Here is a 19,073-nt window from a genome sequence, read left to right on the forward strand (position 1 = left end):
GGCAGAATACGTGATCTACTGCCGCACAACTTTTTTACGCTAAGATTGAACTCCTGTTCTTCATCGGGCATCTATACGTGCCCGATGTCTCCTTCGCTCCTCACCAATAACCAGATGGACAGCTCTCCTGCCTCGCTCCGGATTTTCCGGGCGCTCGGCAAGCTGGCAGCCTGTATCGCGGGCCTGTCGCTTGCGCTTCCCACACCGGCACTCGCCGACCTGCTCGACCAGCGCTCCGAACTGATCAACAAATTCGTCAACGAGATGCATGCCGATCCGCTCGCCGCCGATTGTGCCGCGCACGGCAGCTTCATCGCCAGCACGTCGACGGCATTCGATCGCGTCGACTTCGCACCGAACGCATTCGACAGCGGCAACGCGACGATCACGCCATGGAACGACTCGTTCGACCAGGGCAAGCAGCGCGTGAAGGTCGACAACATCGTCACGGTCGACGGGCTCGGCATCCACACCGATGGCAGCGATCCGACGCCGCTGAAATTCCGCTGCGGCTATGTCGGCCAGCAAATGCTTGCGTTCAGCTGGAACGACCCCGTTCCGCCGCTGAAGCCGCGCGTCGAGCGCTCGTCGTCGTCGAAGAAGTTCAAGGGCAAGTCGCATCGCGGCAAGGCCAAGGCGAAGGCATCGGGCCGCACGAGCAAGAAGGCCGTCGCCACGAAGAAGTCGAGCGGCCAGAAGAAAGCCGTCAAGAAAAAAACCGCGAAGAAGTCCTGATACGACGGAGCGGCAACGACAGCCGCAAAAAAGAAAGCCGGAGCATCCTGAGATGCCCCGGCTTTTTTTCATGCGCCAACGGATGCGCTTACGCGAACGTGTCGACGTGCACCAGGATCGCCGCCAGCATCGCCGCGCCGAGCGCTGCGCTACGCTCACCGTTCCAGCCGACGCGCTCGTCGGGCAGGTTCGCGTTGTCCTTGAACGGCATCTCGAGCGTCAGCGACAGGCAACCGAACTGATGGCCGATGTACTTCGACGCGAGCTTGAGCGCATCTTCCTTGTACTTGCTCGCTGCGTAGCCATGCTCGGTCTGGAAGTCGGGGCTCGCGACCTTGAACGCGTCGATGAATGCGGTCTGCTCCTTGCCCTGCTGCTCGGTGAAGCTCGGCAACATCTCCGAACCGGCGACGAACACGTACGGCAGATCCTCGTCGCCGTGAATGTCGAAGAACATGTCGCAGCCGATCGCATGGATCGCATCGCGCACGGCCAGCACTTCGGGGCTGCGCTCGGCATCGGGCGCCATCCACTCGCGGTTCAGGTTCGCACCTGCCGCATTAGTGCGCAGGTTGCCGTGCACGCTGCCGTCCGGGTTCATGTTCGGAACGATGTAGAACGTCACGTGATCGTAGAGCTTGCGCGCGACCGGATCGCCGGCCCAGTCACCCCATCCGGCCAGCCGCTTGACGAGCCCCTCGACGAACCACTCTGCCATCGACTCGCCCGGATGCTGACGCGCGATGATCCACACCTTCTTCTTCGGCGCACCATCGGCTTCCGGCGTGCCGAGCGTCAGCAGCGACATCGGACGGCCTTCGACCGTGCGGCCGAGCTCGACGACGCTCGCCTGCGGCAACTGCTGTACCGCACCGAGAAACGCTGCGTGACGCTCCTCCGAATACGGTTCGAAATACGCGTAGTAGATACTGTCGAACTCCGGCGTATGGTCGATGGTCATCGTCTTGCCGTCGAACGTCGTCGGCACGCGGAACCAGTCGACCCGATCATAGCTCGCCACCGCGTGGTAGTTGCGCCAGCCCGACGGATACGCGCATTCGGCCGCGTTCTCGAACGTCATCACGCATCGCTCGCCGCGCGCGCCCGTCAAGCGGTAGTAAAACCATTGCGCGAATTCCGAGCGATTGTCGCCGCGCACGCGCAGGCGGATCGCGTCGGGGCTGTCGCACGACACGACGTCGATTGCGCCTGCGTCGAAATTGCTGGTGATCGAAAGGGTCATCTGTCTCTCCTTGGGCGACCGGTTCGGGCGGTGTGCCGCCTGCCCGGCCTCATGCATGCGCCGGCCGTCTCGTGAACGGCCGGCTGGGTCACTCGCCGACGCGCCGGCGATATACGTAAGTCGAATCGTTCGACGCAGCCGCATCGAACGCATAGCCTTCCGTCGCGAATTCCTTCAGCGCCTTCGGGTCGGTAATCCGGTTCTCGACGACGAAACGCGCCATCAGGCCGCGCGCGCGTTTCGCGTGGAAGCTGATGATCTTGTAGCGGCCGCCCTTCCAGTCCTCGAACACCGGCGTGATGACCGGCGCGGCCAGCAGCTTCGGCTTGACCGACTTGAAGTATTCGGTCGACGCGCAGTTGACCAGCACGCGTGCCGCGCCGCTGCGCGTCTCGAGCTGCTCGTTCAGCGCCCGCGTGATGCGGTCGCCCCAGAACGCGTACAGATCCTTGCCGCGCGCGTTCGCGAAACGCGTGCCCATCTCGAGCCGGTACGGCTGCAGCAGGTCGAGCGGACGCAGCAGCCCGTACAGGCCCGACAGCACGCGCACGTGCTGCTGCGCGTAGTCGAGATCGGTGGACGACAGCGTTTTTGCGTCGAACCCCTCATAGACGTCGCCGTTGAACGCGAGCACGGCCTGCTTCGCATTGGCCGGCGTAAAGGTACGCGACCAGTCGGCGTAGCGCTGGAAATTCAGGCGTGCGAGCGGATCGGAAATATCCATCAGCGTCGCGATGTCCTGCGGTGAAAGCTTGCGCAGGCCGTCGATCAGCTCCGACGCGTCGTCGACGAATGCAGGCTTCGTGTAAGACTGGACGTGCGCGGGCGTATCGTAGTCGAGGGATTTGGCTGGAGAGAGAACGATTATCATAGAGGCTCGCTGGCACGCCGTGCCTTGCGGTCAGACGAAAACCACCGATTGTAACGAATGACCCGCTCTCTCGCCCCGCATGCCGCACACCGCGTCGTGCTCGACTCGAACGTCTGGATCGACATCCTCGTATTCGACGACCCCGCTACACGCCCGATCCGCGCTGCGCTGGAGCGCGGTACGCTGGCTGCCGTGATCGACAGCCGCTGCCTGACCGAACTCGAGTACGTGCTCGATTATCCGCAATTCCAGTCGCGCGCGATCGACAAGGCGGCCGCCCTCGCAACCGTTGCCCGCCTCGCAAGCCTCGTCGAACCGCCGCCCGTCGACGCCGACGCGCCGCCGCTGCCGAAGTGCAAGGACCGCGACGACCAGAAGTTTCTCGAACTCGCCCGTGCCGCGCAGGCCGAGTGGCTCGTGTCGAAAGACCGCGCGCTGCTGAAGCTCGCGAAGCGCACCGCACGCGACTTCGGCTTCCGGATCGCGCAGCCTGCGCCGTTTACCGAGGCCTGCGCACTCGACGCCACGCCGGCCTGACGCATACCAACCGATTTCGACCGTATCGATGAACGCTCCTTCAGACATGCCAACGACTCCCGTTTTCCCCTCGCGCCTGCCGAACGTCGGCACGACGATCTTCTCGGTCATGAGCGCGCTTGCCGCCGAAAAAGGGGCGGTGAACCTCGGCCAGGGCTTCCCGGATTTCGATTGCGACCCGCGCATCGTCGACGCGGTCGCGGCCGCGATGCGCAACGGGCACAACCAGTATCCGCCGATGGCCGGCGTCGCGCCGCTGCGCGATGCGATCGCCGACAAGATCGCGCAGGTCTACGGCCGGCGTTACGATCCGGCTACCGAAATCACGGTGACGGCCGGCGCCACGCAGGCGCTGCTAACGGCGATCCTGTGCGCGGTGCATCCGGGCGATGAAGTGGTCGTCGTCGAGCCGACCTACGACAGCTACCTGCCGTCGATCGAACTCGCGGGCGGCAAGCCCGTGTTCGTCACGCTGGAAGCACCCGACTACGCGATCCCGTTCGACCGTCTCGCGGCCGCGATCACGCCGAAGACGCGGATGATCCTGATCAACACGCCGCACAACCCGACCGGTACCGTGTGGCGCGAGGCGGACATGCGCAAGCTCGAGGACATCGTGCGCGGCACCAACGTGCTGATCCTGTCGGACGAGGTGTACGAGCACATGGTCTACGACGGCGCGCGCCACGAGAGTGTCGCGCGCTACCCGGAACTCGCCGCACGCAGCTTCATCGTGTCGAGCTTCGGCAAGACCTATCACGTGACGGGCTGGAAGGTCGGCTACGTCGCGGCGCCTGCCGCGCTGACCGCGGAGTTCCGCAAGGTCCACCAGTTCAACGTGTTCACGGTGAACACGCCGATGCAGATCGGGCTCGCCGACTACCTGCGCGACCCGGCGCCGTACCTGTCGCTGGCCGGCTTCTACCAGAAGAAACGCGACTTCTTCCGGGCCGGCCTCGAGCGCTCGCGCTTCAAGCTGCTGCCGTGCCCGGGCACGTACTTCCAGTGTGTCGATTACTCGGCGATCAGCGACCTGCCCGAAGCGGAATTCTCGAAGTGGCTCACGTCGGAGATCGGCGTGGCTGCCATTCCGGTCTCGGCGTTCTATCACGAGCCGCACGAATCGGGCGTCGTGCGCTTCTGCTTCGCGAAGCAGGAAAGCACGCTCGCGTCCGCGCTCGAACGACTCGCCCGCCTGTAAGGCCCCGCACGGGCGGCCGCACGCCGCCCTGCGGAAACCGCGCTTACGAACGCGCGACGCTCGTCGCTTCGATGTACGCCTTGCGCTCGGCGGCCACGCGCTGCGCGGCCGGACGCTCGGCAACCTGCTTCGCATGCGCCTTCCAGTCGATGCCGGCGTCGAGCAGGAAATCGCGCCCGAATATGGCCTTCGTCGCCATCCCGATGACCGGCAGATGGACCCACGCGGCGATGTCCGCGAGGCCGAACGAGCCGCCGAGAACATACGGCGAAAACTGCGTCATCTGCTTGAACGCATCGATCGCACGCGGCAGGCGCTTCTCGACGTGCGCCTTCATCCCGTCGCTGACCTTGCCGCCGAAAAACGCTTCGGTATAGACCTCGCGCGCCATCCATTCGAGATACAGCTCGAGCGTCTCGACCAGTTCGCGCACCTTCGCGGCCGCGAACGGGCTCGCCGGGAAAATGCCTTTCTCGGGATAGCGCGCCGCCAGGTATTCGATGATCACCTGCGACTCGAACAGCGCGCCTTCTTCGGTCTTCAGAAAGGGAATCTTGCCGAGCGGCGAATCGGCGAGTTGAGCCGCGTCGCTGATCGGCAAACCGCATACCGCTTCCTCGAACGGAATGTCGTGCTCGAGCAGGACGAACTTCACCTTGTTGTAGTAGTTGGACAACGGAATACCGCACAGCTGTAGCATCGGAGTCTCCTTCCTTGCTGAAGCGCAGCCGCAACGGTGCCGGCCGCATCGGGATTCATCGCGCTGAAAAGCACGTTCGTGCTAGTCTAAAGCAAGTTTTGCGTTCGTCACGACAACATTACATCCGCTGCGGCTGCAGCTCCGCCTGCCCGTGCAACACACCCGGCGCCGCAGCCCCGCCATCCGATGGAGACACACTCGCATGAGTGCTGAACTGCTGGCCTCGCGTCCGCCCGAGAGCGAATCGACGCTCGTCCTCACGCTATCCAATCCCGGCGCGCGCAACGCGCTGCATCCCGACATGTACGCGGCCGGCATCGAAGCGCTCGCCACCGCCGAGCGCGATCCGGCGATTCGCGCCGTCGTGCTGACCGGGGCCGATCGCTTCTTCTGCGCAGGCGGCAACCTGAACCGGCTGCTCGAGAACCGCTCGAAAGACCCGTCCTACCAAGCCGACAGCATCGACCAGCTCGCCGCATGGGTCACGGCGATCCGCGCATCGACGAAACCGATGATCGCGGCCGTCGAAGGCGCCGCGGCCGGCGCGGGCTTCTCGCTCGCGCTCGCGTGCGACCTGATCGTCGCCGCGCACGACGCGAAATTCGTGATGTCGTATGCGCGCGTGGGCCTCACGCCGGACGGCGGCGGTTCGTGGTTCCTCGCGCGCACACTGCCGCGCGCGATGGCAGCCGAGATCCTGTTCGAAGGCAAGCCGGTCACGGCCGAACGCCTGCATGCGCTCGGCGTCGTCAACCGGCTCGCCGTGCCCGGCACGGCACTGAACGACGCGCTCGCCTGGGCCGACGCACTCGCCGGCATCTCGCCGAATGCGCTCACGCGCATCAAGTCGCTGCTCGACGACGCGACGGCGCAACCGCTCGATGCGCACCTCGTCACCGAGCGCGATCATTTCGTCGCCTCGCTGCATCACGCGGACGGCCTCGAAGGCATCACCGCCTTTCTCGAGAAGCGTCAGCCGCACTACAAACGCTGATCCGCCCCACCGCCCATCGCAACGACGCAACGCCGCCGCATCCGGACGATGGGGCGCGCAGCGTCGACGGCGACCTTCCGCTGCGGCTGCACGCGCCCGTCTGCCCGCTCGTTTCGGTCGCCAGCAGCCCGCGTCGATCCATGCTCTAATGGCCGCCTGTCGCGGCGCTGCCGGCGCCGTTTTCGCGCATGCCACCAAGGAGTTGACGATGATCGACGTCTATAGCTGGGCGACCCCGAACGGCCACAAGGTGCACATCATGCTCGAGGAAACTGGCCTCGCGTATCGTGCCCATCCGGTCGATATCGGTGCAGGCGACCAGTTCCAGCCCGAGTTCCTGAAGATCAGCCCGAACAACAAGATCCCCGCGATCGTCGATCCGGACGGCCCCGGCGGCCGGCCGATCTCGCTGTTCGAATCGGGCGCGATCCTGATCTACCTCGCGGAGAAAACCGGCAAGTTCCTGCCGGCCGATCCGGCCGCGCGCTATGCAACGCTCGAATGGCTGATGTTCCAGATGGGCGGTGTCGGCCCGATGCTCGGGCAGGCGCACCACTTCCGCCTGTATGCACCGGAGAAGATCGAGTACGCGGTCAACCGCTACACGAACGAAGCGAAGCGTCTGTACAACGTGATGGAGAAGCGCCTCGGCGAATCCGAATATCTCGCAGGCGACACGTACACGATCGCGGACATTGCGACGTTCCCGTGGACGCGCTCGTGGCAAAACCAGGGCATCGTGCTCGACGAATTGCCGAACGTGAAGCGCTGGCACGACGCGATCGCCGCGCGACCGGCCGTGCAACGCGGCGTCGAGGTACTCGCATCGATGCGCAAGCCGCTGCAGGACGACAAGGCACGCGAGGTGCTGTTCGGCGCAACGCAATACGCGAAGCACTGACACGTGCGTGACGCGCGGAGCGGCAGCCGTACCTGCCGCTCCGCCCTTCAGAAGTAGTGCAGCGTGATGAACTCCGCCGCGCATACCGGCCGCGGCGTATCGGGATGCTCGACCTCGATCGACACCGACCACGTCACCTGCATGCCGCCCCGCGCGGCCTCGGCCGTTTCCCTCACCGCGAACAGCGCGCGCACGCGCGCACCGACCGGCACCGGCTTCAGAAACCGCACGCGGTTCAGCCCGTAGTTCACCCCCATCTTCTGCTCGAAGCGCATCGCGTCGGTCATCAACGCGGGAATCAGCGACAGCGTCAGGAACCCGTGCGCGATCGGCCCGCCGAACGGCGACTCGCGCCGCGCGCGTTCGGGATCGACGTGAATCCATTGATGATCGCCGGTCGCGTCGGCAAAGCCGTCGACGCGCGGCTGGTCGATCTCGATCCAGTTGCTCGCGAGCGGCGCCGCACCGACTCGCGCCTGCAGCGCCTGCGCCGATGCGATCAGTGGCAAGGTCGCATCGGTCATGCGTTCGCCCGTCCCGGATGGCGCAGCCCGAAGAGCACCTTCGTGTGCACGCTGATCACCGTCTCGCCGGCTTCGTTCACGCCGACCCACTCCGTCGACACGATGCCGCGGTCGGGCTTGCTCTCCGACACGCGCTTGTCGTGGACCTTCTGGTACATCGTGATCGTGTCGCCGGCTCGCACCGGCTTGAGCCAGCGGATCGAGTCGATGCCCGGCGAACCCATGCTGGTCGAATCCGGCCCGAGCTTCTTGATGAGCAGGCTCATGAACACCGAGCACGTATGCCAGCCGCTCGCGACGAGCCCGCCGAAGTGCGATGCCTTCCCGGCTTCCTCGTCGAGATGGAACGGCTGCGGGTCATAGCGTTTCGCGAACGCCTTGATGTCGTCGGGCTCGAACGTGTAGCTGCCCACTTCGGTGGTGCTGCCGACCACCAGGTCTTCGTAACTGATACCCACTTGCAAGTCTCCTTGTCTGGCGCGCTCGCGCGTCGCCGTCATGCCGCGTCGGCCTGCGCGAAATCGGGCAGCGCCGCGATGCGGGCCAGATGATGATCGGTATCGCCGAGCGTCGTCTCGATGATCGTCAGCCGCTTGAACAAATGCGCGGCGGCGACCTCGTTGGTCACGCCCATGCCGCCGTGCAACTGGACGGCCTGCTGGCCGACGAAGCGCGCGGCCGCACCGACACGCGCCTTCGCGGCCGACACGGCCTTGCGCCGCGCGTCGGCGTCGCCGCTCGCGTAGCGCACCGCCGCCAGATAGGTCAGCGAACGCGCCTGCTCGGCGTGAATCAGCATGTCGACCATCCGGTGCTGCAACGCCTGGAAACGCGCGATCGGCACGCCGAACTGCTCGCGCGTCTTCGTGTATTCGACCGTCGCGCGATTCAGCTCGTCGAGCGCGCCGACTGCTTCCGCGCACAGCAGGAACGTCGCGTAATCGGCAATCTGCTCGAGCGCCGCCGCGTCGCGTGCACCGCCCGACAGCAGCCGGGCCGGCGTTTCGTCGAATTCGAGCGTCGCGGCACGCTGGCCGTCGATCGTCCGGTAGTCGGCCACCTTCGCGTTCGCTGCGTCGCGTTCGACGACGAAGAGGCCGATGCCGCCGCTGTCGACACGCGCCGGCACGATCCACGCGTGCGCCTGTGCGCCATGCTGGACGACCGACTTGGTACCGGTCAGCCGGTACGTGCCGCCCTGCTCGCGTGCGTGCGTGTCGAGTTCGTACAGGTCGTAGCGCGCGCGCGGTTCGTGGAATGCAACCGCGACACGCTTCTGTCCTTGCGCGACCGCCTCCAGCAGCGCGGCATCCTCGCCTGCGCCGGAGCCGGCGACGCGCAATGCCTCGACGCCGACCGCCGTGGCCCAGTACGGCTCGATCACGAGCGCTCGGCCCAGCTCCTGCATCACGACCAGCATGTCGACCGGGCCGCCGCCGAAGCCGCCCTGTGCGTCGGGCACGGGCAACGCGGTCAACCCCAGTTCGGTGAAGGCGCTCCACTGCGTGTCCGATACGCCCGCGTCGCTGCGTACGATCGCCTGGCGCGCTTCGAAGCCGTATTGCTCGCCGAGATAACGGCGCAGCGCGTCCGTGAACTGCTGCTGCTCATCGGTAAAGCTGAAATCCATGGTTGTCTCCGTTGCCTGATCACAGCCCCAGAATCATCTGCGCGATGATGTTTTTCTGGATCTCGTTCGAGCCGCCGTAGATCGACGTCTTCCGGTAATTGAAGTAGTACGCGGCAAGCGGCGCCGCATCGTCGTCGCCCGCGATGCTGTGCTCGCGCTCGCCGTCGAGGAACGGCACGTCGAACGGTGCAGCGAGCGGGCCGATCGCTTCGACCATCAGTTCGGTGAGCGCCTGCTGCACCTCGGTGCCCTTGATCTTCAGCATCGATGCTTCGGGGCCGGGCCCCTTGCCGCTCGTCTCGCGGCTGACGACGCGCAGCACCGTCACCTCGAGCGCCATCAGCTCGACTTCGAGCGCCGCGACCTTCGCGGCGAACACCGGATCGGCGAGCAACGGCTTGCCGTTCTTGCGGTGGTTCGACGCCACGCGCTTCAGGAACGCGAGTTCGCGCTTCGACGCGCCGACGCGCGCGATGCCGGTGCGTTCATGACCGAGCAGGTATTTCGCGTAGGTCCAGCCGCGGTTCTCGTCGCCGACGAGATTCTCGACCGGCACCTTCACGTCCTCGAAGAACACCTCGTTGACCTCGTGGTCTTCGTCGAGCATGACGATCGGGCGCACCGTGATGCCGGGCGTCTTCATGTCGATCAGCAGGAACGAGATGCCCTCCTGCTTCTTCGCGGCCGGATCGGTGCGCACGAGACAGAACATCATGTCCGCGTACTGGCCGAGCGTGGTCCAGGTCTTCTGGCCGTTGACGACGTAGTGGTCGCCGTGGCGCTCGGCGCGCGTGCGCAGCGACGCGAGATCGGAGCCGGAACCCGGCTCCGAGTAGCCCTGGCACCACCAGTCCGAGCCGTCGAGAATGCGCGGCAGGTAATGGCGTTTCTGCGCTTCGCTGCCGTATTTCATCAGTACCGGCGCGACCATCGACACGCCGAACGGCAGCACGGTCGGCGCACCGATCCGTGCGCACTCCTCGTCCCAGATGTGCCGCTGCGTCTCGTTCCAGCCCGGGCCGCCGTATTCGACGGGCCAGGCAGGCGCGGACCAGCCGCGCTGGCCGAGAATCCGGTGCCAGCTCGCGAAATCCTCGCGGTCGAGTCGTTTGTGATCGAGTACCTTGGCGCGCAGTGCGTGAGGCAGGTTGGCCTCGAGCCAGGCGCGAACGTCAACGCGGAACGCGTCGTCGGCGGGGGAATAATCCAGATCCATGCGCAGTGTCTCCTGTCGACCGGAGTTCGCGCTTTAGCGGTTACTCCGGTCCCATGCAGACGCTCGCCGCGGTCGTTCAGCCGGGCAAGGACCCACTGCGTACGTCATTGCAGCGGTTCTTTCAGCGCGGCGGGAATCGGCAGCGGCATCACGTCGATGCCTTCTTCGGCCAGGGATTGCGCATCTTCCGGCGTCGTGACGCCACGAATGCTGCGCGCGGGCGCCTCGTTGTAATGGATGCGCCGCGCTTCCTCGGCGAAGCGCTCGCCCACGTTCTCGGTCTTCTCCAGCACCTCGCGCAGTGCGCGCATCACCTGCGCCTGCAGCGCACGCGGATCGGCCGGCTGGGCCTGCGACGCGCCCGACAGGTTCAGGCGCGGCGCCGACGGCAGACGGTTGACCTCGGTCGTCCCGCACACCGGACATTCGACCAGCTTGCGGGACAACTGCGCTTCGAATTCATCGGCAGAAGCGAACCAGCCTTCGAACCGATGACCGTGCGGGCACTGTAAATCGAGGACCTTCATGTTGAATCAGGGCGTGTGACGAGTGTAGCGCAAAATGCGGTTTTGTGAACGATCGTGCTAAATCCAGATCGCGCGACGCGAACGCGCCGCATCGAGGGATTGTAACGCCGCGCCCCACCCGCCGCTGACGCGACGCTCAGGGCGTCTGGATCGGCCCGAGCGGCCACGTGCCGGACAGCACCTTGTCGAGCCACATCGTGCCGATGATCGTCTTCACGTCCGAGATCTGGCCCGTGCGCACCCATTCCTGCAGGTCGGCCAGCGTCGCGGTGAAGGTTTCGAGGAATTCGCCCTCGTCGAGCTTGCGCTCGCCGGCCGTCAGCCCGCGCGCAAGGTACAGGTCGATGAATTCGGTCGAGTAGGAAATGATCGGGTGAATGCGGGCCAAAAACACGTACTCGCGTGCCGTGTAACCCGTTTCCTCGCGCAGTTCGCGCACCGCGCATGCGAGTGCGCCTTCGTTCGGATCGAGCTTGCCGGCCGGGAATTCGGCCATCACCTTGCCGATCGGATAGCGAAACTGGCTTTCCATCAGCACGCGGCCGTCGTCGAACAGCGGGATCACCATCACCGCGCCCGGGTGCTGGACGTATTCGCGCACGGCCTTCTTGCCGTCCGGCAGACGGACGGTGTCGCGCTTGAGCTTGAGGAACGCGCCTTCGAAAATCGCCTCGCTCTCGAGGCAGGTTTCGGTCAATGCGGCGTCGTGATTGGGTAGTTCGGCCATCGGCGGCTCCAAAATTGAGCGCGACGGCCAAGGGCCTGTCCGCGCTAATAACGAGCTTGCGCTGGCCGCCAGAAGGGCCGAGCGCAAGGATTGCGACGAAGCGGATACTCGACGTATTCGCAAGGAGCATGACGCCGCGATCGGCCCTTCTGTCGGCCAGCCCCGCGAATGATTTTTCCCAATCAGGGGAACGCGCCTTGCCGGCCGCCCTGCGGCGTCGATCGTCGCTTGTTTGGCGCGGCCAAACGGCGCTCACCACTCCTTGCATTGCAGCCGGCAAGGCGCATTCGCAAGCTCGTTATTAGCGCGAACAGGCCCTTGTCAGCGTCGTTTGACGAGATACTGGAACGTGAAGCCGGGGAACGCGAACACGATGAAGAGACTGAACGTGATCGCGTAAAACTGCCAGCCCTGTTCGAAGCGGTTGCCGGCGCGCGACTCGAGCCAGAAGCCGAGCGCACCGACGATGAAGTACAGCACGATCAGCTCGCCGATCCGCACCCACGCGCTCTTCTTCGCCGCGCCGAACGGCACGACGGCGAAGAGGCGTTGGTTCAGGAACGGCAGGTTGGCGCACACGAGCGCCAACAGCACGATAAACCAGCCGGCTGCCGACATTACAGCGGCAACGTGTTACGGATTGCCTGCAGGCAGGCCGTCAGCAGCGGGCTCGGGATCAAGCCGAGCACGACGACCGCCAGGCCGTTCAGCACGAGAATCGTGCGCTTGCAGAAGTCACCCGAGATCGGCGTCGCATCCTGCGGCGCATCGAAGTACATCAGCTTCACGATGCGCAGGTAGTAGAACGCGCCGAACAGCGACGTGATCACGGCCAGCACGGCCAGCCACGTCAGGCCCGCGTTGACGGTGGCCTCGAGCACGGCCAGCTTCGCGTAGAAGCCGACGGTCGGCGGGATGCCGGCCAGCGAGAACATCATGACCATCATCACGAACGCGAACACAGGGCTGCGCTTGTTGAGGCCCTTGAAGTCGTCGATCGTTTCCGCTTCGAAATCGCGGCGTGCGAGCAGCATCACCACGCCGAACGAGCCGAGCGTCGTGATCAGGTAGACGATCGCGTAGAACATCGCCGAGCTGTAGGCGTTCGCCGGTGCCGACGCGTCGCCCTTCACGATGCCCGCGAGCAGGCCGAGCAGCACGAAGCCCATGTTCGAGATCGCCGAGTACGCGAGCATCCGCTTGATGTTGCGCTGGACGATACCGGTGATGTTACCGACGATCAGCGACAGCGCAGCGAGGATCACGAGCGCGGTCTGCCAGTTCTGTGCGAGCGGCAGCAGGCCCATCACCAGGAAGCGCAGGCCCCACGCGAACGCGGCAACCTTCGGACCGCCGCCGACGAACAGCGTCATCGCGGTCGGTGCGCCCTGGTAGACGTCCGGCACCCACATGTGGAACGGCACGGCGCCGAGCTTGAACGCGATACCGGCGACGATGAAGATCACGCCGAACATCAGCACGGCTGCGTCGGTATTGCCGCCGACTGCCTTGTACACCTCGCCCAGCTCGAGCGAGCCGGTCGCGCCGTAGAGCATCGAGATGCCGTACAGCACGAAGCCCGACGCGAGCGCGCCCAGCACGTAGTACTTCATCGCTGCTTCGCTCGACTGCGCGGCGTCCTGGCGCAGCGCGATGACCGCGTACAGCGACAGCGACATCAGTTCGAGACCGAGGTACAGCGTCAGGAAGTTGTTGCCCGACACCATGACCAGCTGACCGAGCAGCGAGAACATGCCGAGCAGGAACACGTCGCCGCGGAACATGTCGCGATCTTCGAGGTACTTGCGCGAGTAGACGAGCGAGACCGCGAAGCCGAACGACACGACCGCCTTCATCGTGCTCGCGAACGAGTCGACGACGATCATCTTCGAGAAGAAGTAGTACTGATGCGGGTCGAGCGCCTGCACCGAGAACCACACGCCGGCGACGACCGACGAAACGACCGCGATCAGATAGGTCAGGCGGCGGCCGGAAGCACCGGTAAAGGTATCGTTCAGCCATGCGACGACGATGGCGGCCATCACCAGCGCGTCAGGCAACAGGACATTCATAGGAGCGTTCATGATCTTGAGTTCCTCCGCTCGCGATTACTGGGCCAGCGGCAGCTTCGACTGCGCGACGTGGGAGAGGAGGTTTTCCACGGAAACGTGCATCACGTCGGTGAAAGGCTTCGGATACAGGCCCATCAGCATCGTGAACGCGGCAAGCACGGCCAGCATCAGGAATTCGCGACGGCCGATGTCCTTCAGCTTGGCAACGTGATCGTTCGCCACCGCGCCGAAGTACACGCGCTTGTACATCCACAACGTGTAAGCCGCGCCGAGGATCAGCGTGAACGCCGCGCCGAAGGCGATCCAGAAGTTGTACTGGACGGCCGCGAGAATCACCATGAACTCGCCGACGAAACCCGAGGTACCCGGAAGACCGCAGTTGGCCATCGAGAACAGCATCGCAAACGCCGCGAACTTCGGCATCACGTTGACGACGCCACCGTAATCGGCGATCTGGCGCGAGTGCACGCGGTCGTACAGCACGCCGATGCAGAGGAACATCGCGCCCGACACGAAGCCGTGCGAGATCATCTGGATGATCGCGCCTTCGACGCCGAGCTGGTTGAAGATGAAGAAACCCAGCGTGACGAAGCCCATGTGCGCGATCGACGAATACGCGACCAGCTTCTTCATGTCGGACTGCACCATCGCGACGAGGCCGATGTAGATCACCGCGATCAGCGACAGCGTGATCACGACCGGTGCCAGGAAGTGGCTCGCGTCAGGCGTGATCGGCAGCGAGAAGCGCAGGAAACCGTACGCGCCGAGCTTCAGCATGATCGCAGCCAGCACGACCGAGCCGCCCGTCGGCGCTTCCACGTGCGCGTCCGGCAACCACGTGTGCACCGGCCACATCGGCACCTTCACCGCGAAGGCGAGGAAGAATGCGATGAACAGCAGGATCTGCGGCGTCATCGCGATCTTCGCGTTCTGCCACGTCGCGAGGTCGAACGAGTGCGTTTCCGTGTACAGGTAGATCAGCGCGACCAGCATCAGCAGCGAGCCGGCCAGCGTGTACAGGAAGAACTTGAACGCCGCATACACGCGGTTCGGGCCACCCCACACGCCGATGATGATGTACATCGGGATCAGGGTCGCTTCGAAGAACACGTAGAACAGCAGGCCGTCGGCCGACGAGAACACGCCGATCATGATCCCGGACAGGATCAGGAAGGCCGCGAGGTATTGCGCGACGTTCTCGGTGATCACCTCCCACGCGGCGATCACGACGATCACCGTGATCAGCGCGGTCAGCACGACGAACCACATCGAGATGCCGTCGACGCCGAGGTGATACGCGATGTCGAAACGTTCGATCCAGGTCGACTTCTCGACGAACTGCAGCGCAGCCGTGCTCGAGTCGAAGCCCGTGATCAGCGGGATCGTGACCGCAAGACCGAGCAGCGAGCCGATCAGCGCGACCCAGCGGGCCGTCCCCGGATTTTTGTCGTTACCCACCGCAAGCACGAGGAGGCCGAAAACGATCGGCAGCCAGATCGCGGTACTGAGAATCGGAAAAGCGTGCATTAGTTGTCCCCCGCCTTATTTGCCGCCGAGCGTTACAAACAGGGTCAGGAGCCCCAGCATGCCGATGATCATGGCGAACGCGTAGTGATAGATGTAACCGGATTGGAGGAAGCGGATCACGCCGGCGAACCAGCCGATGAACCGGGCGCTGCCGTTGACGAGGCCGTCGATCACGACGACGTCGCCTTCCTTCCACAGGCCGCGGCCGATCGCCACCGAACCACGGGCGAACACCACTTCGTTGATCTTGTCCATGTAGTACTTGTTGTCCAGCAGCGTGTAGATCGGGCCGAACGCGCGGCGGATCGACGCCGGCAGTTCCGGACGCTTCAGGTACAGGAACCAGGCGACGACGACACCGGCGAGCGCGAGCCAGACCGGCAAGCCCGACACCGAGTGCAGGCCCATGCCCACCCAGCCGTGGAACTCTTCGGCCATCTCGGCCAGCGCCGGATGGTTTTCGCCGATGAAGATCACCTTGTCGAACGCGACGCCGTGCTGGAAGAAATCGCCGAACAGCATCGGGCTGATCGCGAATGCACCGATGATCACCGACGGGATCGCCAGCAGGACCAGCGGCACCCACACGACCCACGGGGTCTCGTGCGGCTCGTGCGCGTGGTCGTCATGACCGTGGCCATGACCGTGGTCGTCGTGGCCGTGCGCGGCCGCCATGCCCATCGGCGATTCCGGATGCTTCGGCTTGCGGAACCGCTCTTCGCCGTGGAACACCAGGAAGTACATGCGGAACGAATACAGCGCCGTGACGAACACGCTCGCGACGACCGCGAAGTACGCGAAGCCCGAACCCGGCAGGTGCGACAGCTTCACCGCGTCGATGATCGAGTCCTTCGAGTAGAAGCCCGAGAAGAACGGCGTACCGATCAGCGCCAGCGAACCGACGAGCGACGTGATCCACGTGATCGGCATGTACTTGCGCAGGCCGCCCATGTTGCGCATGTCCTGGTCGTGGTGCATGCCCATGATGACCGAGCCGGCGCCAAGGAACAGCAGCGCCTTGAAGAACGCGTGCGTCATCAGGTGGAACACGGCGACCGGGTAAGCGGACACGCCGAGCGCGACGGTCATGTAGCCGAGCTGCGACAGCGTCGAGTACGCGACCACGCGCTTGATGTCGTTCTGGACGATGCCGAGGAAGCCCATGAAGAGCGCCGTGATCGCGCCGATCACCGTGATGAACGACAGCGCGGTGTCCGACAGCTCGAACAGCGGCGACATGCGCGACACCATGAAGATACCGGCCGTCACCATCGTCGCCGCGTGAATCAGCGCCGAGATCGGGGTCGGGCCTTCCATCGAGTCCGGCAGCCACACGTGCAGCGGGAACTGCGCCGACTTGCCCATCGCGCCGATGAACAGGCAGATACAGGCAACCGTCAGCAGGCCCCAGTCGGTACCCGGGAAGTGCAGGCTCGCGAGTTCCGCGCGCTTCGCGAACACTTCGCCGTAGTTCATCGAGCCGGCGAACGCGAGCAGCAGGCCGATGCCGAGCAGGAAGCCGAAGTCGCCCACGCGGTTCACGAGGAACGCCTTCATGTTCGCGTAGATCGCGCTCTCACGCGTGAAGTAGAAGCCGATCAGCAGGTACGACACCAGACCCACCGCTTCCCAGCCGAAGAACAGCTGCAGGAAGTTGTTGCTCATCACGAGCATCAGCATCGAGAACGTGAACAGCGAGATGTACGAGAAGAAGCGCTGGTAGCCGTCTTCTTCCGCCATGTAGCCGATCGTGTACACGTGCACCATCAGCGAGACGAAGGTCACGACGACCATCATCATCGCGGTCAGCGAATCGACGAGGAAGCCGACTTCGAGTTTCAGCGAACCGACGTTCATCCATTCGTAGACGGTCGCGTTGAAGCTTGCGCCGCCCATCACGTCGAAGAAGACTTTCGCCGACAGGAGGAACGCGATCATTACGCCGAGGATCGTGATCCGGTGTGCGCCCTTGCGCCCGACTGCGTTCCCGAACAGCCCCGCAATCAGCGAGCCGGCCAGCGGAGCGAGCGGAATCGCCAGCAGCAGGTTTTCATTGAGTGTCGTTGACATAACAGCGTTGCCTGAAATTAACCTTTGAGCTGATCGAGATCCTCGACATTGATCGTGTCGAGCTTACGGAACAGGGTCACCAGAATCGCGAGACCGATCGCGGCTTCCGCTGCGGCGACCGTCAGCACGAAGAACACGAAGATCTGGCCGTGCACATCGCCGAGGTAATGCGAGAACGCGACGAAATTGGTATTCACCGCCAGCAGCATCAGTTCGATCGACATCAGGATGATGATGATGTTGCGGCGGTTCAGGAAGATCCCGACGATCGCGATCGCAAACAGGATCGCGCCGAGCACGAGGTAGTGAGCAAGAGTCAGCATGATTTTCTTTTCCTCCGCTTAGCCGTTGGTGCCCGAACCGGCTTCGCTCTGCGCCGCTTCCGGCTGCGGCTTTTCCGCTTCCATCTTCACGAGGCGCACGCGGTCGTTGCGTTGCACCTTGACCTGATCCGACACGCGCTGGCGCTTGCTGTCCTTGCCCTTGCGCTCGGTCAGCCCGATCGCGGCAATGATCGCGACCAGCAGCACGAGGCCGGCGATTTCAAACGCGAAGATGTAGTCGGTGTAGATCACCTTGCCGATCAGGCGCGTGTTCGACCAGTTGGCCATCTCGCCCGTCGCCATCGCGTGCACCGTGTGCGTGTCGCCGTAGCCGCGCCACAGGATCAGCGCGGTCTCGATCACGATGATCGCGCCCACCACGGTCGCCATCGGTACGAACCGCTTGAAGTCGCGGCGCAGGTAGTCGATGTTGATGTCCAGCATCATCACGACGAACAGGAACAGCACCATCACGGCGCCCACGTAGACCAGCACCAGCAGGATCGCGAGGAACTCCGCTTCCAGCAGCATCCAGATCGCGGCGGCGTTGAAGAACGCCAGCACAAGGAAAAGCGCAGACGCCACCGGGTTGCGCGAAGTGATCACCTTCAGCCCTGATACCACCAGGAGCAGCGCGAAGATGTAGAACAGTACGGTCGTGAATTCCATGATTACCGGTTCATCGTTAGGCCATAGTCAGGCGCGGCTTGCGGGACACTCTCGCGTGCCGCACCCGTCGCGGCGGCTCGGCCCGTGCTTCGGGCCGGCACTGCAAACACAATCAACGATACGGCGCGTCGGCGGCCTTCGCCGCGGCGATGTCCTTCTCGTAGCGATCGCCCACCGCGAGCAGCATTTCCTTCGTGAAATACAGGTCGCCGCGCTTTTCGCCGTGGTACTCGAGAATCTGCGTCTCGACGATCGAATCGACCGGGCAGCTCTCTTCGCAGAAACCGCAGAAGATGCACTTCGTCAGGTCGATGTCGTAGCGCGTCGTGCGGCGCGTGTTGTCCGCGCGCGTTTCCGATTCGATCGTGATCGCCATGGCGGGGCACACGGCCTCGCACAGCTTGCACGCGATGCAGCGCTCCTCGCCGTTTTCATAGCGGCGCAGTGCATGCAGCCCGCGAAAACGCGGCGAGATCGGGGTCTTCTCTTCCGGGAACTGCACGGTGACCTTGCGCTTGAACGTATAACGACCGGTCAGCGCGAGCCCTTTCAGCAGCTCGGTCAGGAAGAAAGTCTTAAAGAAGTGTTGGATAGCCGTCATGATTT

At 64.3% G+C, this 19,073-nt stretch carries 21 protein-coding genes; 5 read left to right on the plus strand and 16 right to left on the minus strand.

Features of this window, described 5'->3' with window-relative positions; all coding sequences use genetic code 11:
- Positions 1-84: 84 nt before the first annotated feature.
- Complete coding sequence (locus ACWMMN_RS11795; RefSeq protein WP_174993831.1) at positions 85-735, plus strand: BspC domain-containing protein; 651 nt, start codon at positions 85-87, stop codon at positions 733-735.
- A gap of 88 nt (positions 736-823) precedes the next feature.
- Here ACWMMN_RS11795 and ACWMMN_RS11800 read toward each other — a convergent pair whose 3' ends face one another.
- Together ACWMMN_RS11800 and yaaA are read right to left on the minus strand one after the other, a co-directional pair.
- Positions 824-1,978 (minus strand): M14 family metallopeptidase, encoded by a 1,155-nt coding sequence (locus ACWMMN_RS11800; RefSeq protein WP_059233620.1) that lies wholly within the window; start codon positions 1,976-1,978, stop codon positions 824-826.
- An 88-nt stretch (positions 1,979-2,066) separates the two neighbouring features.
- Positions 2,067-2,849: a peroxide stress protein YaaA gene (yaaA, locus tag ACWMMN_RS11805; RefSeq protein ID WP_059233619.1), complete on the minus strand. Its 783-nt coding sequence runs from the start codon at positions 2,847-2,849 to the stop codon at positions 2,067-2,069.
- 57 nt (positions 2,850-2,906) lie between these two features.
- Here yaaA and ACWMMN_RS11810 point away from each other — a divergent pair, with 57 nt between their 5' ends.
- Positions 2,907-3,386, plus strand: a complete 480-nt coding sequence (locus tag ACWMMN_RS11810) for a putative toxin-antitoxin system toxin component, PIN family (RefSeq protein WP_342702609.1) — start codon at positions 2,907-2,909, stop codon at positions 3,384-3,386.
- A gap of 28 nt (positions 3,387-3,414) precedes the next feature.
- The gene (locus ACWMMN_RS11815) at positions 3,415-4,587 is read left to right on the plus strand and encodes a pyridoxal phosphate-dependent aminotransferase (RefSeq protein WP_174993829.1); all 1,173 of its coding nucleotides are present in this window, start codon (positions 3,415-3,417) and stop codon (positions 4,585-4,587) included.
- Positions 4,588-4,630: 43 nt separating this feature from the next.
- Here the strand turns inward: ACWMMN_RS11815 and ACWMMN_RS11820 are convergent, their stop codons facing one another.
- Positions 4,631-5,287, minus strand: coding sequence for a glutathione S-transferase family protein (locus tag ACWMMN_RS11820; RefSeq protein WP_174993828.1), 657 nt, complete (start codon positions 5,285-5,287; stop codon positions 4,631-4,633).
- Positions 5,288-5,489: 202 nt separating this feature from the next.
- On the opposite strand from ACWMMN_RS11820, the gene ACWMMN_RS11825 reads away from it, so the two are divergent.
- A complete protein-coding gene (locus ACWMMN_RS11825; RefSeq protein ID WP_486422686.1) occupies positions 5,490-6,281 on the plus strand; it encodes an oxepin-CoA hydrolase, alternative type in 792 nt (263 codons plus the stop codon).
- Between the two features lie 208 nt (positions 6,282-6,489).
- Complete coding sequence (locus tag ACWMMN_RS11830) at positions 6,490-7,182, plus strand: glutathione binding-like protein (protein WP_059236675.1); 693 nt, start codon at positions 6,490-6,492, stop codon at positions 7,180-7,182.
- 47 nt (positions 7,183-7,229) lie between these two features.
- Here the strand turns inward: ACWMMN_RS11830 and ACWMMN_RS11835 are convergent, their stop codons facing one another.
- The 13 genes from ACWMMN_RS11835 to nuoI form a co-directional block, all read right to left on the minus strand.
- A complete protein-coding gene (locus ACWMMN_RS11835) occupies positions 7,230-7,706 on the minus strand; it encodes a MaoC family dehydratase (RefSeq protein ID WP_486422687.1) in 477 nt (158 codons plus the stop codon).
- Entirely contained in the window at positions 7,703-8,164 is a 462-nt protein-coding gene (locus ACWMMN_RS11840) for a MaoC family dehydratase (protein ID WP_059236673.1), read from the minus strand. The genes ACWMMN_RS11835 and ACWMMN_RS11840 overlap by 4 nt, the downstream gene beginning before the upstream one ends.
- A gap of 38 nt (positions 8,165-8,202) precedes the next feature.
- Positions 8,203-9,336, minus strand: coding sequence for an acyl-CoA dehydrogenase family protein (locus ACWMMN_RS11845; RefSeq protein WP_340624318.1), 1,134 nt, complete (start codon positions 9,334-9,336; stop codon positions 8,203-8,205).
- A 19-nt stretch (positions 9,337-9,355) separates the two neighbouring features.
- A complete protein-coding gene (locus ACWMMN_RS11850; protein ID WP_486422688.1) occupies positions 9,356-10,552 on the minus strand; it encodes an acyl-CoA dehydrogenase family protein in 1,197 nt (398 codons plus the stop codon).
- A gap of 104 nt (positions 10,553-10,656) precedes the next feature.
- Entirely contained in the window at positions 10,657-11,079 is a 423-nt protein-coding gene (locus ACWMMN_RS11855) for a DUF1178 family protein (RefSeq protein ID WP_059233611.1), read from the minus strand.
- 136 nt (positions 11,080-11,215) lie between these two features.
- Positions 11,216-11,806, minus strand: coding sequence for an NUDIX domain-containing protein (locus ACWMMN_RS11860; RefSeq protein ID WP_174993824.1), 591 nt, complete (start codon positions 11,804-11,806; stop codon positions 11,216-11,218).
- A gap of 321 nt (positions 11,807-12,127) precedes the next feature.
- A complete protein-coding gene (locus ACWMMN_RS11865; RefSeq protein ID WP_047898602.1) occupies positions 12,128-12,424 on the minus strand; it encodes a DUF2818 family protein in 297 nt (98 codons plus the stop codon).
- The gene (nuoN, locus tag ACWMMN_RS11870) at positions 12,424-13,878 is read right to left on the minus strand and encodes an NADH-quinone oxidoreductase subunit NuoN (protein ID WP_174993833.1); all 1,455 of its coding nucleotides are present in this window, start codon (positions 13,876-13,878) and stop codon (positions 12,424-12,426) included. Before nuoN ends, ACWMMN_RS11865 begins: the two co-directional genes overlap by 1 nt.
- Positions 13,879-13,914: 36 nt before the next feature.
- On the minus strand, positions 13,915-15,405 hold the full coding sequence (locus ACWMMN_RS11875; protein ID WP_059233608.1) for an NADH-quinone oxidoreductase subunit M: 1,491 nt from the start codon (positions 15,403-15,405) through the stop codon (positions 13,915-13,917).
- A 15-nt stretch (positions 15,406-15,420) separates the two neighbouring features.
- Positions 15,421-17,475: an NADH-quinone oxidoreductase subunit L gene (gene nuoL / locus ACWMMN_RS11880; protein WP_011352693.1), complete on the minus strand. Its 2,055-nt coding sequence runs from the start codon at positions 17,473-17,475 to the stop codon at positions 15,421-15,423.
- A gap of 17 nt (positions 17,476-17,492) precedes the next feature.
- Entirely contained in the window at positions 17,493-17,798 is a 306-nt protein-coding gene (gene nuoK, locus ACWMMN_RS11885) for an NADH-quinone oxidoreductase subunit NuoK (protein WP_059233607.1), read from the minus strand.
- Positions 17,799-17,816: 18 nt separating this feature from the next.
- Positions 17,817-18,467, minus strand: coding sequence for an NADH-quinone oxidoreductase subunit J (locus ACWMMN_RS11890; protein ID WP_059233606.1), 651 nt, complete (start codon positions 18,465-18,467; stop codon positions 17,817-17,819).
- A 112-nt stretch (positions 18,468-18,579) separates the two neighbouring features.
- Entirely contained in the window at positions 18,580-19,068 is a 489-nt protein-coding gene (gene nuoI / locus ACWMMN_RS11895; RefSeq protein WP_014896508.1) for an NADH-quinone oxidoreductase subunit NuoI, read from the minus strand.
- Positions 19,069-19,073: the final 5 nt, after the last annotated feature.

The organism is Burkholderia cepacia complex sp. TUM26381 (genome assembly GCF_057439935.1).